Source organism: Ponticoccus sp. (in: a-proteobacteria) (genome assembly GCF_048381735.1).
In genome coordinates this window covers 96,283-109,062 of sequence record NZ_JBLXGL010000001.1, presented here as the reverse complement: position 1 = coordinate 109,062, position 12,780 = coordinate 96,283, and the positions used below count along the sequence as shown (strand labels likewise).

Here is a 12,780-nt window from a genome sequence, read left to right as displayed (position 1 = left end):
CCCTGACAGCTTTGCCGGGCCTCCGGGACTGGCAAGGGCCGGGGCCGCGTCCCGGCCCGCCCGTGCCCGGATCACGCCCCTTGGCGCCCGTAACATTTCTGACGCGGGACGTGAGGCGGCCTGTCTTGCCCCCTTTGTCCGGCCCCGCGACTGCAACATTCCAGCGCTGGAAGGTCGGCATAGGCCCGCGAATGTTTCGCCGCCCCGCCGCTGCGCCTTGAAAAGGCTGACTTTCTGCACCTGCAAAGCCTCACGGAACGGTCCGGTGGGCTGACAGCCGCGTGATCCACGGGGCCGTGAATGGTTGCTGACCCTGCGTCAGGGCAGCCTTGGGTCATCCCCGGGGCGATGCCTTGGGGCCAAGAGGTTCCAACCGCTCAACCGAAAGGAAATTCCATGTCCGCAACGATCAAGACCGCCGCCCTCGTCGGGGCTGTCGCCGCCGCGCTCTCGGCCACCGGCGCCCAGGCGATGGAACAGGAGAAGTGCTTCGGCGTCAGCCTCGCCGGGGAAAACGACTGCGCCGCCGGTCCCGGCACCACCTGCGCGGGCACCTCGACCGTCGATTACCAGGGCAATGCCTGGACGCTGGTCGAGGCCGGCACCTGCGCCGAGATCGAGCTGCCGGACATGGCGGACGGCTCGGCCCGGATGGGCGCGCTCGAGGCGCTGGACCGCGACCTGCCCAACGCATGACCGGCAGGGGCGGAGGGGCCCCCGCGCCCTTTCGCCCCCGTCCCGGTGCGGTGCCAGACCGCCGTGTTCGTGCCCGCACCGCCCCGCCGCGCTTTCCCGGTCAAAGGACCCCACCCATGTTCGATACCCTCCGCGACCTGCCGCCCCTGCCCGGGGTCGGCTACAAACCGCAGCATTTCGCCGCCCTGCTCGACGCGCCCGGCGCGGTCGGCTGGCTGGAGATCCACGCCGAGAACTACATGGGCGACGGCGGCCGCCCGCTGGCGCAGCTGCGCGCCCTGGCGGAACGCTTTCCCGTCTCGGTCCATGGCGTGGGCCTGTCGATCGGCGGCGCGGCGCCGCTGGATCGCGACCACTTGGCGCGGCTGGCGCATCTGACCGGCTGGCTGAAGCCCGCCCGCTTTTCGGAACATCTGGCATGGTCGACCCATGACGGCGCCTTCCTGAACGACCTTCTGCCCCTGCCCTATACCGATGCCACCCTGACCCGGGTCTGCGACCACATCGGGCGCGTGCAGGAGGCGCTGGGGCGGCAGATGCTGCTGGAAAACCCGTCCTCCTACCTGGCCTTCGCCGAAAGCACATGGGAGGAACCCGCCTTCCTTGCCGAGATCGCCCGGCGCAGCGGCTGCGGGCTATTGCTGGACCTGAACAACGTCTTTGTCTCGGCGGTGAACCTGGGGCTGTCGGCAGAGGCCTACCTGGACGCCTTCGCCCTGGAGGCCGTGGGCGAAATCCATCTGGGCGGCCATGACGAGGACAGCGACGAGCACGGCGCGCCGCTGCTGATCGACAGCCACGGGCGGGCCGTGGCCGATCCGGTCTGGACGCTGCTGGACCGGGTGCTCGACCGGGCGGGGCCGCGCCCGGTGCTGATCGAATGGGACACAGACGTGCCCGACTGGCCGGTGCTGGAGGCAGAGGCGGCGCGGGCCGGTCGGGCCCTGGCCCGGGCGGCGGCCAAGGCCGGGGGCGCTGCCCCCTCGGCCTGCGGCCTCACCCCCGAGGTATTTTCCGGACCAAAGAAGACGGGCGGGCTGCGCGCATGATTATCTCGCAGGACAGGTTCTACCGCGGGCTTCTGGATCCGGCGCAGCCGGTGCCCGGGGGGCTGCGCGATGCCGCGGGCCGCGCGGCGGAACGGCGCTATGCGATCTATCGCAACAATGTCGCGGTCTCGCTGCGCGAGGCGCTGGAAGCGGGTTTTCCGGCGGTGGCCAGGCTGCTTGGGCCCGAGAATTTCGCCATGGTCGCCGGGGCCTTCCTGCGCCGGTCGCCGCCCCGCTCGCCGCGCATGATGGTCTATGGCAGCGGTTTCCCGGCCTTCCTGGAGGCGGAACCCCGGCTGGCGCCTCTTGGCTATCTTGGGGAGGTGGCGCGGCTGGAGCTTGCCTTGCGGCAAAGCTACCACGCCGCCGATGCGCCCCGGCTGGATGCCGCCGCCCTTGCCGGGCTGGACGAGGCGGCGCTGGCGCAGGCCCGCGTCACCGTCGCACCGGCCACGCGCCTGCTGCGGTCGCGCTGGCCGGTGCTGTCGCTGTACCGCTACGCGATGACGCCAGGAACGCCCGCGCCGAAGCCTGTCGCCGAGGATGTCCTTGTCTGCCGTCCCGGCTTCGACCCGGTGCCCCATGCCCTGCCGCCGGGCGGCGCCGAGGTTGCCGCCGCGCTGATGCGGGGCGAATCGCTGGGCGCCGCCTTCGGCCATGCCGGGTACAGCGATCCCGGTCCGCTCCTCTCGCTGCTTCTGTCAGGCGGCGCGCTCTCTGCCCTTACCCTCGCGCCGGAGGATCACCCCCATGCCTGCCCCGATGACTGACCGCCTCAAGGCCGCGCTGGCGCGGCTTTCTGCCGCCCTGTCCCGCGCCGGGGACGAAGCGCTGCCGCTTCTGGCGCGCCTGATCTTCGCCGCAAGCCTCGCGGGGTATTTCTGGGCCTCTGCCGCCACCAAGCTGGGCGAGGGAATCCTCGGCTTTCTGCGGCCCTCCAGCGGCGCCTATGCGCAGATCTTCCCGCGCCAGTTCGAGGCGGTGGGCTACAACAGCGAGGCGCTTGGCCTCTGGCACTGGGCGGTGGTGGTGCTGGGCACCTGGGCGGAGTTCCTGCTGCCGCTGCTGATCCTCGCCGGCCTGCTGACGCGGCTGGCCGCGCTTGGCATGATCGGGTTCGTCGCGGTGCAGAGCCTGACCGACCTCTACGGTCACGGCGGGCTGGCCCATGCGGCGACGCTGGGGGCCTGGTTCGACCGGGCGCCGGACGGGGTCATCCTGGACCAGCGCCTGTTCTGGGGGCTGCTGCTGGCGACGCTGGTCTTCAAGGGCGCCGGGGCGCTGTCGCTGGATCGCGCGCTGGGACTGGAGCGGCGCGCCCCCCAGCCCGCCGCCTGAGGGGCCGCGCCGCCGGGGCGCCCTGTTTCAGCCCGCAAGCTCTGCCTGCACCGCCTTGTCCCAGCCCAGCCACATGGCGTCGCCATCGACGATCAAGGGCCGCTTCATCAGCGCCGGGTGGCTGGCCAGCAGGGTCTCGGGCGGAGCCGCGCGCTCTGCCTCGGACAGGCCGCGCCAGGTGGTGGAGCGGGTGTTCACCAGGCGCGCGCCGAAGCTGGCCAGCGCGCGGTCGCGGACCGCATCGGGCAGCCCCTCTTCGCGCACATCGACCAGCGTGGCACCCGGCAGGGCCTTCAAGGCCTTCCGGCAGGTGTCGCAGGTCCGCAATCCGTATAGCTGCATGGGAAACTCGCCCTCTTCTTCTTCATCCAGCCGCAAATATGCGTCGCGGGAATGAAATACGAAAGCACGGGGCTTGCTTTTTCCTGCAGGGGCTTCATGTTTTTTTCGAGACCTTCGAAGTTCGGCATAAGGTGTCGCCCTGCGGGGCCGCCACCATGGCACCGGCCCTCGGATGTGTCACGGTGGCCCCGGCGCTGAGGGGCCGAATGCAGGACTGGAAAGGAGCACGGGAACAATGCCGAACGGCACCGTGAAATGGTTCAATACCACCAAGGGATACGGCTTCATCGCGCCAGATGAGGGCGGCAAGGACGTCTTCGTCCATATCTCGGCAGTCGAGCGGTCCGGCCTGACCGGCCTCGCCGACAACCAGAAGGTCAGCTACGAGCTGCGCGAAGGCCGCGATGGCCGCCAGATGGCCTCTGACCTGAAGACCCTCTGAACCGACACCCTGTCCCGCGACCGGCCCCCGCTGCCTGCGGGGCCTGTATCGGGCCATGTCGGGCAGTGTCTCGGAGGGGCCGGGCCAGATCGCCCGGAACCGTGCGGGCCGACCCCGGGATCCCCGGGTCAGGCGTGCGGTTAACCTGTTTTGCACTTCGCGCTCCGGCATGGAGGCCGGTCGGAGTAGGATGGCGCCTGTCAAGGAGGCCGCCATCATGCCCAGCGAAACCGCCACTGCCCTTGCCATTCTCGCCGCATCCGGCGCCGCCGTCGGCGCAGTGCAGTTCCTGCCGCCGCTGACCGCCTATGAGGCGCCTTTGGGCCGGAAGGATGCGCAGGGCCGGACCGTGCTGGACGAGCTTTCTTATTGCCGCGCCACCCTGCCGGGCGTGGACTGCGGCTGCTTTGCGCAGAAGGCCGTGCAGATCATGGCGCAGGACAACCCCCGCATCAAAGGCTGGACCTACGCGGACCCCTGGGCGCTGGCCCTGTCCCAGGCCGCTGACCGGTGTCGCTGAGCGTGGATCAGGCGCTTTGCAGCTTGCCTGCCTCCTGCCCGGCCAGCGCGATGAGCTTTTGCATGTAGGGCTTTTCCAGATCCTCGGTCCGCACCGCCGCGTATAGCCTGCGGGTGATACCCTGTTCCGTCAGCGGGCGCGTGACATAGTCCGAGTTGTACTTGACCTCGCGCACCACCCAGTCGGGCAGCACCGCGATGCCGCGGTTCGAGGCCACCAGCAGCAGGATCACCGCCGTCAGTTCCACCTGCCGGATCGCCGCCGGCTCTACCTTGGCCGGGGTCAGCAGCTGGCTGAAGATGTCCAGCCGCGACCGTTCGACCGGATAGGTGATCAGCGTCTCGCCGCGAAAATCCTGCGCCTCGATGAAGGGTTTCGCCGCCAGAGGATGCTGGGACGAGGCCACGAAGACCGGGTTGTAGTCGAAGAGCGGCACGAAGGTGACGCCACCGAGGTCTTCGGGATCGGAGGAGATCACCACGTCGACCTCTTCCTTCATCAGCGCGGGCAGCGCGTCGAAGGCCAGACCGGGGCGGATGTCGACATCGACATCGCCGAAGGCCTTGCGGAACGATTCGAGCACCGGGAACAGCCATTCGAAACAGGCGTGGCACTCGATGGCGATGTGCAGCCGCCCGGCGTTGCCCGCCCGCAGACCCGCGAATTCGTCCTGAAGCGCCTCGACCTGCGGCAGCACCTGCTCTGCCAGCCGCAGCAGCCGCAGACCGGCGGCGGAAAGCTTCATCGGCTTGGAGCGGCGGACAAAGAGCTCGACCCCCGCCTGATCCTCCAACCCCTTGATCTGATGGGACAAGGCCGACTGCGTGATGTTCAGCTGATCGGCGGCGCGGGCCAGCCCCCCGGCCTCGTGGATGGCCTTGATGGTCCGCAGGTGACGGAACTCTATATGCATATCCGGCTCATGTTGAACTTGAAAACTATGAGTTTGTCTCACAAAGGTCCGCGTGCGACAAGCGGTCAACGCTTAGAGGATGACCCAGATGACCCGCCCCGAGATCTCGCTCGAATTCTTCCCGCCCAAGAACATCGAGGGCACGTTCCGCCTTTGGGACAGCGTGCAGGTGCTGGCCCCGCTGGCGCCGCGCTTCGTGTCGGTGACCTACGGCGCGGGCGGCACAACCCGCGACCTGACCCGCGACGTGGTGGCCACGATCCACAAGCATTCCGGCCTGCGCACCGCCGCGCATCTGACCTGCGTCGACGCCACCCGCGAAGAGACGCTGGAGATCGCGCAGAGCTTTGCCAAGGTCGGCGTGACCGACATCGTGGCGCTGCGGGGCGATCCGCCCAAGGGCTCGGACGGGTTCCGCCAGCACCCGGGCGGCTTCGCCAACTCTGTCGAGCTGATCGAGGCACTGGCCGGGACCGGCGATTTCACCATCCGCGTCGGCGCCTACCCCGACACCCACCCCGAGGCCGCGAACGCAGGCGCCGACATCGACTGGCTGAAGCGCAAGCTGGACGCCGGCGCCACCGAGGCGCTGACGCAGTTCTTCTTCGAGGCGGACACCTTCTTCCGCTTCCGCGACGCCTGCGCCAAGGCGGGCATCGACCAATATGTGACGCCGGGCATCCTGCCGATCGAGAACTGGAAGGGCGCGCGCCGCTTTGCCGAGGGCTGCGGCACCAGGATCCCCGCATGGGTCATCGAGGCCTTCGAGAAGGCCGAGCGCGACGACCGTCAGGACCTGCTGGCCACCGCGCTCTGCACAGAGCTTTGCTCGGAGCTGATCGAGGGCGGCGTGGACAAGCTGCATTTCTACACGCTGAACCGCCCGGAACTGACCCGCGACGTCTGCTTCGCGCTTGGCGTGACCCCGAACCAGTCGCTGAAGAACGTGGCCTGAGCGCCGCTTCCCCAAAGACACCGACGCGCGGGCCTCGCGGCTCGCGCGTTTTGCCTTTGCGGGTGGGAACAGGCGCGCCCGCAAAGCGCCGGTCGGTGCCCAGCCCAGCCCCGCCCAGCCAGAAAGCGCAGGCAGAACGGACGGGTGTCTTCAAGGCCTTCGCCGCCTGCACGCGTGACCTGATACGGGCGGTTTGCGACACAGGTCGGCGTCGCGCCCGAAGGGCGCGCTGCTGCCCCCCAGCTAGACGATCCTTTGCTCCAGCTCGGCAGGATCAGCCACATCGACATGCCAGAAATCCCGCGCCTCTTCCGGAAGTCCCGCCAGCACGCGCTCGAAGTCTCTGCCGTTGGTGCAGCGCCGAACCGCCCAGGCCGTCGCCTCAATCGCGTTGTCCGGCGTCAGGTTGTGGTTCACACGGATCTTTTTGACCTCGGCAACCAGTTTCTCGCGGTCGTCAAAAGTCGCGCGAGGCGCGGTAACATCCCAGCTATGAACAAAAATTGCTCGCAGCACACTTGGCAGAACGCTGGCGAATTCCAGGCCTTCCCGGGCGGTCAAACGACGCCGGAACACCTGCAGGACGGCATCGACCGCCGTGTAAGCCATGTTGTCAGACTCAAGGCACATGCGGTCTTTCACGTCGTCAAGGAAAGCGCGCCACTCTCTGGATGCGTGCCGGTATGTCCAGGGCATTGGCATGGCTATCTGCTTCCCGTGACGACAATATTCGCCGATATCCCTACCTGACTTCCCGAGGTTTGTAAAAGAAAGCAACGGCAGGCAGGTCCGCGTTGCAGGCTTTCGGGCCGCCCGGCGCAGGTGTCGGCTATCGCCCCCCCGTCCCCACTGCACGCTCCGTTCCGGTTGACCGACCCAGACAGAGGCGGCGGCCCGGGCCTGTCGGCTTGCCGGAGCACCCGCACAGCGGGGCTTGCAGGCCCTGGGGGCAATGGCACGGGCCGCGCCTGCGCGCCCGCCTTGCGGAGCTGCCCCGACAATCACATGAAACCGGGGTGACTGACTGCAACCATCCCCGCGGGCGCGGCGTTGTCGCTGCGAAGAGGGACACAGAGATGCTGCAAAGCCCAGACCTTGCCGCCGCCCCGGCGGCCCCCGCGTCGTCGCCCGACCTTGGCCGTATCGCGGTCATCGCCAACCGCAAGTCCGGCACCAATGCCCGCGACAATGCCGCGATCGGGCGCGCGATGAAGGCCTTCGGGGCAGAGCGTGCCCGGCGCTACAGCTGGACCCCCGGCAAGGATCCCGACGGCTCGATGCGCAGGCTGGTCGAGACGGCGATCCGCGAGGGAGCGCAGACCGTCGTCTCTGCCGGGGGCGACGGCACCGCCATGGCCGTGGCACAGGCCGCGCTCGACACCGGCACCACCTTCGCCGCCCTGCCCCTTGGCACCTTCAACTATTTCGCACGCGGCCTTGGCCTGCCGGAAGAGGCCGGAGAAGCCGCCGCTGCCCTGATGCGCGCGCGCCGGCACCGCATCCGGGTCGGCATGGTGAACGGCAAGGTCTTCCTGAACAACGCCAGCCTCGGCATCTACCCGGCGATCCTGAAGCAGCGCGAGTCGGTCTACGCGCGTTATGGCCGCCACCGCATCATGGCACATTGGTCCGTGGCCAAGACCTTTCTGCGTTTCCAGCGCCCCATGCATCTGGCCCTCGAGGCGGACGGCAGCCTGCAGGCCCGGCGCACGCCGCTGCTGTTCGTCTCGCGCTCGGCCTTCCAGCTGGAGCGCTTCGGCCTGAGCGGCGCCGAGGCCATCAGCGACGACAGCTTTGCGGTGCTGGTGGGCCGGGGCGACACCCGCGCCGACCTGTTCCGCACCGCCCTGCGCATGGTCACCCGGACCGCCGTCGAGGGGCGCGACTACGATTTCATCGCCGCGCGCAGCCTGACCGTGGACATGCGCAAGTCCCGGGCGCTGGTGGCCTATGACGGCGAGAAATCCCTGGCCAGGCCGCCCTTCGATTTCCGCATGTCCGACCGGATGCTGAACATCCTCATTCCCGAACCCGACACGGAGGACGCGTGACCCGCCTTGTTCACCTTTCCGACCTGCACTTCGGCCGTGTCGACCAGTCGCTGACCGCCCCGCTGGTCGCGGCGGTCTCTGCGCTGGCGCCCGACCTGACGGTGATCTCGGGCGACCTGACCCAGCGCGCCCGGCACAGCCAGTTCCGCAAGGCCCGTGCCCTGATCGACCAGCTGCCCGGGCCGGTGCTTTCGGTGCCCGGCAACCACGACATCCCGCTCGACAATGTCTTCGTGCGTTTTCTCTGGCCCTTCTACCGCTACCGCAAGCACATCTGCCGCGATCTGGAGCCCGAGTTCCACGACGACCAGATGATCGTGGCCGGCGTGAACACGGTGAACCGCTTTTCGTGGCAGCGCGGCAAGGTCGGGCGGACAAGACTGGCGCGGCTGTCGGCGCGGCTGGCGGATGCGCCGCAAGCCTTGCGGATCGCGGTGCTGCACCACCCGCTGGAGCACGGGCCAGAGACCGACAAGCGGCTGATGCGCGGGGCGACACAGGCGCTGGAGGTCCTGTCCGACTATGGCGCCAACCTTGTCCTCTCGGGGCACCTGCACCGCGCCTCGGCCCGGCCCTTCCGCGCCGCGCCGGACCTGCTGTTCGTCGAGGCCGGCACCGGCCTGTCGACCCGGCTGCGCCACGATCAGCGCAACACCTTCAACCTGCTCGACTTCGACGGCAAGCGGCTGAAGGTGGTGACCATGGGCACGCGCCCCGAGGCCCCGGACCGCTTCACCGAACTGGACCGGGCGCATTGGCGGCATGGGCCACAGGGCTGGTCCGCCGTGGACACCGCCGCCGATGCCGCGCCCGCCGATCCCCCGAAACGGCGCGAGGCCTGACGCGCCTCGCCTCGGGTGCCTTGCGCTGGCGCCCCACGCGTCACGAATTCGGCGGGAAGCCTGCACCGGCGGGCCCCGGCCAGCAAGGCGCGTCCCGACCGCCCGGGCGTGGGCCCGAGCGTGGGATGGCGCGGGAAAGGCCCGGTTTCCCGCGCAGGCTGCCCGGGTTTGACAAGCCCGCGCGCCCGGCGTTCAGTGCCGCGGGGGCCAAAGAGGCCAAGGGGGCCGGGACGGAGGATCACCGATGACCATGCAATTCGCACAGTATCCCAGCCTGGAAGGGCGGACGGTGCTCATCACCGGCGGCGCCTCGGGCATCGGCGCCGAGATCGTCAGGGCCTTCGCCGCGCAGGGCGCCCGCACCGGCTTTGTCGATTTCGACGAGGACGCGGCCCGGGCGCTGGTGGCGGACTCAGCGGGCGCGGTGGATTTCGAACCCTGCGACCTGCGGGACGTGAAGGCGCTTCGAAGCGCCTTTTCCCGGCTCACCGAGCGGCTGGGCGCCGCGGATGTCCTCGTCAACAACGCGGCGCGCGACGACCGCCACGACTGGCGCGAGGTCACGCCCGAATATTGGGACGAGCGGCAGGCGACGAACCTGCGCCACGCCTTCTTCGCGATACAGGCGGTGGCGCCGGGGATGATCGAAAAGGGCAAGGGCTCGATCATCAACATGGGGTCGAGTTCCTGGTGGCAGGCCATGGGCAATATGCCCGCCTACACCACCGCCAAGGCGGCGGTGCACGGGCTGACCCGGGGCATGGCGCGCGATCTGGGCCCGCATGGCATCCGGGTGAACACGGTGGTGCCCGGCTGGGTCATGACCGAGCGCCAGAAAGAGCTGTGGGTGACGCCCGAGGCGATGGAGACAAACCTGGCCCGGCAGTGCCTGCCGGTGCCGCTGGAACCGGTCTACCTTGCACGCATGGTGCTGTTTCTCGCCTCGGACGATGCGGCGATGTGCACGGCGGGGAATTTCATGGTCGAGGGCGGCGCCATCTGAGGCCTTGCCCCCCGGGGCGCCTTGCGACCGGCGCGCGCCCCGCGGGCACCGCGCCCCAGGCCCCCGCGCGCAGAGGTATTTGGAAGACCAGAGAAGATGGAAGGCGGTCCGGGCGATATCCGGGGGCCGTCCGCCTTCGGGCCATGGTGGCCGGGCCGGGCGGCGCGGTGTCGGGGCTTTTGGTCAGCCCTGCAGGGCCCCGGCGACCTGCGCCTCGGCCCGGGCCAGTTGCGCCGGGGCCATGGCACACCACAGGCGGGCGGCCTCGGCCTGTGCCTGCCAGCCCGGCGTCACGGTCAAAAGCTCTGCGATGAAGTCCATATCCATGCCGGCGCCCTCCCCCGCGCGGCCCCGGTCAGGGCGCTTTACCTTGGTCCCGAATCGCGCATATTGTCTACCAGGAAACTAAATGACGCCCGTCCGGGGTGTTTCAGGGAGGAGAACGCCATGTCCGACGCCTCGGATCTGGTCCGCTACGAGCTGCGTGGCGAGGTTGCCATTCTGGGCCTGAACCGCCCCGACAAGCGCAACGCCATCTCTGACCGCTTTGTCGAGGCCATCGCAGAGGCCGTCGCCCGCGCCACGCGCGAGGCCAGGGCCGGGGTGATCCACGGCCACGGCAAGCACTTCTGCGCCGGGCTCGACCTGTCGGAGCATTCGCAGAAGCCGCTTTTCGAGGCGGTGCTGGGGTCGCGGCGCTGGCATTCCGCCTTCGACAGCATCGAACGCGGGCGCATCCCCTTCGTCAGCGCCATCAGTGGCGCGGCGGTGGGCGGCGGCTTTGAACTGGCCGCCTCGACCCATATCCGCGTCGCCGAGGACGGCGCCTTCTTCGCCCTGCCCGAGGGCCAGCGCGGCATCTTCGTGGGCGGGGGCGGCTCGGTCCGCATCGCCCGCCTGATCGGGCCGGCGCGCATGGGAGACATGATGCTGACGGGCCGGTCCGTGTCAGCCACCGAGATGGAGCGCTGGGGCGGTGTCTCTTACGTGGTCGAGCCGGGCAAGGCGCTGGAGCGGGGCATCGAGATCGCCGCCCGCATGGCGCAGAATGCCGAGTTCACCAATTACGCCGTGATCAACGCCCTGCCCCGGATCGCCGACATGTCCTCCGAGGACGGGCTCTTTGCCGAAAGCATGGTGGCCTCGCTGGCGACCATGACCCCCGAGGCGCAGGAGCGCCTGCGCGATTTCCTTGAAAAGCGGGCCGAGAAGGTGAAGGCCCCCGATGCCTGACACGCCTGTCTCTTCCGACACGCCCGACATGCGGACGGAGGACGGGGTGCGCCTTGGTCCGCTGTCCGACAGCCTTGGGTTCCTGCTGCGGATCGCGCAATTGCAGGCCTTTCAGGATTTCTACGACGGGTTCGAGGCCCTTGGCCTGCGCCCCGGAGAGATGACCGTGCTCTTGCTGATCGCCGAGAACCCGGGCATCCGGCAGGGCCTGCTGGCGCGGGCGCTGATGATCAAGCGCGCGCATATGACGAAGATGGTGCAGGCCTTCGAAGAGGCCGGGCTGGTGCGCCGCACCGTGCCCGACAGCGACCGCCGGTCGGTCGAACTGTGGCTGACCGAGGCGGGCGCCGGGCGCGTGCGGGCGGTGCGCGGCCCGCTGCTGGCGCATGAGGCGCGCAGCGGCTCCGGCATGACGCCCGAGGATGCCGCCACCCTGCGCGGCCTGCTGCAACGCTACCTGCGGCTCGACGCAGAGCCCTGAGAAAGGACACCCCATGCCCCTGAATTTCGACGAGCTTGTCGCCTTCGACATCCACACCCACGCCGAAGAACCCTGCTGCGGGCCGCGCGACGACGGCTATGACGACTTCCAGGCGGCCATGGCCAGGTATTTCCGCAACCCGGCGGGGGCCTCGGGGATGCTGCCCTCGGTCCAGCAGACCGCCGAATACTTCCGCGAGCGCAAGATCGGCGCGGTGATCTTCCCCGTCGATGCCGAGCGCGAGACCGGCTTCCGCCGCTATTCGAACGAAGAGGTGGCCGAGATCGCCGCCGAGAACGACGATATCCTCGTGCCCTTCGCCTCGATCGATCCGGCCAAGGGCAAGGCGGGTGCCCGCGAGGCGCGGCGGCTGGTGCGCGAGTTCGGCGTCAAGGGCTTCAAGTTCCACCCCACGATGCAGGGCTTCTACCCCAACGAACGCTGGGCCTACCCGATGTACGAGGCGATTGCCGAGGAAGGCGCAATCATGCTCTTCCACACCGGGCAGACCGGCGTCGGATCGGGCATGCGAGGCGGCATGGGGATGCGGCTGAAGTATTCCAACCCGGTGCATGTCGACGATGTGGCGGTGGATTTCCCCGACACGCCGATCATCCTTGCGCACCCGTCGTTCCCGTGGACGGAAGAGGGGCTGATGGTCGCGCAGCACAAGCCCAACGTCTACATCGACATGTCCGGGTGGTCGCCGAAGTACTTCCCGCCGATCTTCGTGCAATACGCCAATACGATCCTGAAGAAGAAGATGCTCTTCGGCTCGGACTGGCCCGCGATCACGCCGGACCGCTGGCTGTCGGACTTCGAAGGGCTGGAGATCCGCGACGAGGTGCGCCCGCTGATCCTGAAGGAAAACGCGCGGCGTCTCCTGGGAATGTAAGAGGCAACGCGCCATGGCAT

17 protein-coding genes are annotated in these 12,780 nt (G+C 68.9%); 13 read left to right on the top strand and 4 right to left on the bottom strand.

Annotated features, from left to right (window positions below; translation table 11 throughout):
- Window positions 1-396 precede the first annotated feature (396 nt).
- From ACN5KJ_RS00470 to ACN5KJ_RS00455, 4 genes are all read left to right on the top strand, one after another.
- The gene (locus ACN5KJ_RS00470; RefSeq protein WP_206563280.1) at window positions 397-696 is read left to right on the top strand and encodes a DUF2282 domain-containing protein; all 300 of its coding nucleotides are present in this window, start codon (window positions 397-399) and stop codon (window positions 694-696) included.
- A 116-nt stretch (window positions 697-812) separates the two neighbouring features.
- On the top strand, window positions 813-1,745 hold the full coding sequence (locus ACN5KJ_RS00465) for a DUF692 domain-containing protein (protein WP_418591515.1): 933 nt from the start codon (window positions 813-815) through the stop codon (window positions 1,743-1,745).
- Window positions 1,742-2,515, top strand: a complete 774-nt coding sequence (locus tag ACN5KJ_RS00460) for a putative DNA-binding domain-containing protein (protein WP_418591513.1) — start codon at window positions 1,742-1,744, stop codon at window positions 2,513-2,515. The genes ACN5KJ_RS00465 and ACN5KJ_RS00460 overlap by 4 nt, the downstream gene beginning before the upstream one ends.
- Entirely contained in the window at window positions 2,496-3,083 is a 588-nt protein-coding gene (locus ACN5KJ_RS00455) for a DoxX family membrane protein (RefSeq protein ID WP_347167098.1), read from the top strand. Before ACN5KJ_RS00460 ends, ACN5KJ_RS00455 begins: the two co-directional genes overlap by 20 nt.
- Window positions 3,084-3,110: 27 nt before the next feature.
- On the opposite strand, the gene ACN5KJ_RS00450 is transcribed toward ACN5KJ_RS00455, so the two are convergent.
- Complete coding sequence (locus ACN5KJ_RS00450) at window positions 3,111-3,425, bottom strand: arsenate reductase family protein (protein WP_418591510.1); 315 nt, start codon at window positions 3,423-3,425, stop codon at window positions 3,111-3,113.
- 235 nt (window positions 3,426-3,660) lie between these two features.
- On the opposite strand from ACN5KJ_RS00450, the gene ACN5KJ_RS00445 reads away from it, so the two are divergent.
- Complete coding sequence (locus tag ACN5KJ_RS00445) at window positions 3,661-3,867, top strand: cold-shock protein (protein ID WP_023852138.1); 207 nt, start codon at window positions 3,661-3,663, stop codon at window positions 3,865-3,867.
- A gap of 217 nt (window positions 3,868-4,084) precedes the next feature.
- Window positions 4,085-4,387 (top strand): hypothetical protein, encoded by a 303-nt coding sequence (locus ACN5KJ_RS00440; protein ID WP_418591508.1) that lies wholly within the window; start codon window positions 4,085-4,087, stop codon window positions 4,385-4,387.
- Window positions 4,388-4,394: 7 nt separating this feature from the next.
- Here ACN5KJ_RS00440 and ACN5KJ_RS00435 read toward each other — a convergent pair whose 3' ends face one another.
- A complete protein-coding gene (locus ACN5KJ_RS00435; protein WP_418591506.1) occupies window positions 4,395-5,300 on the bottom strand; it encodes a LysR family transcriptional regulator in 906 nt (301 codons plus the stop codon).
- Between the two features lie 88 nt (window positions 5,301-5,388).
- Between ACN5KJ_RS00435 and metF the strand changes: the two genes are divergently transcribed.
- On the top strand, window positions 5,389-6,255 hold the full coding sequence (gene metF / locus ACN5KJ_RS00430; RefSeq protein WP_418591504.1) for a methylenetetrahydrofolate reductase [NAD(P)H]: 867 nt from the start codon (window positions 5,389-5,391) through the stop codon (window positions 6,253-6,255).
- A 243-nt stretch (window positions 6,256-6,498) separates the two neighbouring features.
- Here the strand turns inward: metF and ACN5KJ_RS00425 are convergent, their stop codons facing one another.
- Window positions 6,499-6,951 (bottom strand): DUF2267 domain-containing protein, encoded by a 453-nt coding sequence (locus ACN5KJ_RS00425; RefSeq protein ID WP_418591502.1) that lies wholly within the window; start codon window positions 6,949-6,951, stop codon window positions 6,499-6,501.
- A 380-nt stretch (window positions 6,952-7,331) separates the two neighbouring features.
- Here ACN5KJ_RS00425 and ACN5KJ_RS00420 point away from each other — a divergent pair, with 380 nt between their 5' ends.
- From ACN5KJ_RS00420 to ACN5KJ_RS00410, 3 genes are all read left to right on the top strand, one after another.
- A complete protein-coding gene (locus ACN5KJ_RS00420) occupies window positions 7,332-8,306 on the top strand; it encodes a diacylglycerol/lipid kinase family protein (RefSeq protein WP_418591500.1) in 975 nt (324 codons plus the stop codon).
- A complete protein-coding gene (locus tag ACN5KJ_RS00415; RefSeq protein WP_418591498.1) occupies window positions 8,303-9,148 on the top strand; it encodes a metallophosphoesterase family protein in 846 nt (281 codons plus the stop codon). The genes ACN5KJ_RS00420 and ACN5KJ_RS00415 overlap by 4 nt, the downstream gene beginning before the upstream one ends.
- A 244-nt stretch (window positions 9,149-9,392) precedes the next feature.
- Window positions 9,393-10,151, top strand: a complete 759-nt coding sequence (locus ACN5KJ_RS00410) for an SDR family NAD(P)-dependent oxidoreductase (RefSeq protein WP_418591496.1) — start codon at window positions 9,393-9,395, stop codon at window positions 10,149-10,151.
- Window positions 10,152-10,334: 183 nt separating this feature from the next.
- Here ACN5KJ_RS00410 and ACN5KJ_RS00405 read toward each other — a convergent pair whose 3' ends face one another.
- On the bottom strand, window positions 10,335-10,478 hold the full coding sequence (locus tag ACN5KJ_RS00405; protein ID WP_418591494.1) for a hypothetical protein: 144 nt from the start codon (window positions 10,476-10,478) through the stop codon (window positions 10,335-10,337).
- Window positions 10,479-10,598: 120 nt separating this feature from the next.
- Here ACN5KJ_RS00405 and ACN5KJ_RS00400 point away from each other — a divergent pair, with 120 nt between their 5' ends.
- The 3 genes from ACN5KJ_RS00400 to ACN5KJ_RS00390 are packed head-to-tail and all read left to right on the top strand — an operon-like array spanning window position 10,599 to window position 12,760.
- Window positions 10,599-11,384, top strand: a complete 786-nt coding sequence (locus ACN5KJ_RS00400) for a crotonase/enoyl-CoA hydratase family protein (protein ID WP_418591492.1) — start codon at window positions 10,599-10,601, stop codon at window positions 11,382-11,384.
- Window positions 11,377-11,865 carry a MarR family winged helix-turn-helix transcriptional regulator gene (locus ACN5KJ_RS00395; protein ID WP_347167088.1) on the top strand — a complete coding sequence of 163 codons (489 nt, stop codon included), beginning with the start codon at window positions 11,377-11,379 and terminating at the stop codon, window positions 11,863-11,865. The genes ACN5KJ_RS00400 and ACN5KJ_RS00395 overlap by 8 nt, the downstream gene beginning before the upstream one ends.
- Before the next feature lie 19 nt (window positions 11,866-11,884).
- A complete protein-coding gene (locus ACN5KJ_RS00390; RefSeq protein WP_418592215.1) occupies window positions 11,885-12,760 on the top strand; it encodes an amidohydrolase family protein in 876 nt (291 codons plus the stop codon).
- Window positions 12,761-12,780: the final 20 nt, after the last annotated feature.

Excerpts from the sequence above, each read along its gene's own strand:
- ACN5KJ_RS00470 (WP_206563280.1), top strand. The coding sequence starts at position 397 with ATGTCCGCAACGATCAAGACCGCCGCCCTCGTCGGGGCTGTCGCCGCC.
- ACN5KJ_RS00465 (WP_418591515.1), top strand. The coding sequence starts at position 813 with ATGTTCGATACCCTCCGCGACCTGCCGCCCCTGCCCGGGGTCGGCTAC.
- ACN5KJ_RS00460 (WP_418591513.1), top strand. The coding sequence starts at position 1,742 with ATGATTATCTCGCAGGACAGGTTCTACCGCGGGCTTCTGGATCCGGCG.
- ACN5KJ_RS00455 (WP_347167098.1), top strand. The coding sequence starts at position 2,496 with ATGCCTGCCCCGATGACTGACCGCCTCAAGGCCGCGCTGGCGCGGCTT.
- ACN5KJ_RS00450 (WP_418591510.1), bottom strand. The coding sequence starts at position 3,425 with ATGCAGCTATACGGATTGCGGACCTGCGACACCTGCCGGAAGGCCTTG.
- ACN5KJ_RS00445 (WP_023852138.1), top strand. The coding sequence starts at position 3,661 with ATGCCGAACGGCACCGTGAAATGGTTCAATACCACCAAGGGATACGGC.
- ACN5KJ_RS00440 (WP_418591508.1), top strand. The coding sequence starts at position 4,085 with ATGCCCAGCGAAACCGCCACTGCCCTTGCCATTCTCGCCGCATCCGGC.
- ACN5KJ_RS00435 (WP_418591506.1), bottom strand. The coding sequence starts at position 5,300 with ATGCATATAGAGTTCCGTCACCTGCGGACCATCAAGGCCATCCACGAG.
- metF (WP_418591504.1), top strand. The coding sequence starts at position 5,389 with ATGACCCGCCCCGAGATCTCGCTCGAATTCTTCCCGCCCAAGAACATC.
- ACN5KJ_RS00425 (WP_418591502.1), bottom strand. The coding sequence starts at position 6,951 with ATGCCCTGGACATACCGGCACGCATCCAGAGAGTGGCGCGCTTTCCTT.
- ACN5KJ_RS00420 (WP_418591500.1), top strand. The coding sequence starts at position 7,332 with ATGCTGCAAAGCCCAGACCTTGCCGCCGCCCCGGCGGCCCCCGCGTCG.
- ACN5KJ_RS00410 (WP_418591496.1), top strand. The coding sequence starts at position 9,393 with ATGACCATGCAATTCGCACAGTATCCCAGCCTGGAAGGGCGGACGGTG.
- ACN5KJ_RS00405 (WP_418591494.1), bottom strand. The coding sequence starts at position 10,478 with ATGGATATGGACTTCATCGCAGAGCTTTTGACCGTGACGCCGGGCTGG.
- ACN5KJ_RS00400 (WP_418591492.1), top strand. The coding sequence starts at position 10,599 with ATGTCCGACGCCTCGGATCTGGTCCGCTACGAGCTGCGTGGCGAGGTT.
- ACN5KJ_RS00395 (WP_347167088.1), top strand. The coding sequence starts at position 11,377 with ATGCCTGACACGCCTGTCTCTTCCGACACGCCCGACATGCGGACGGAG.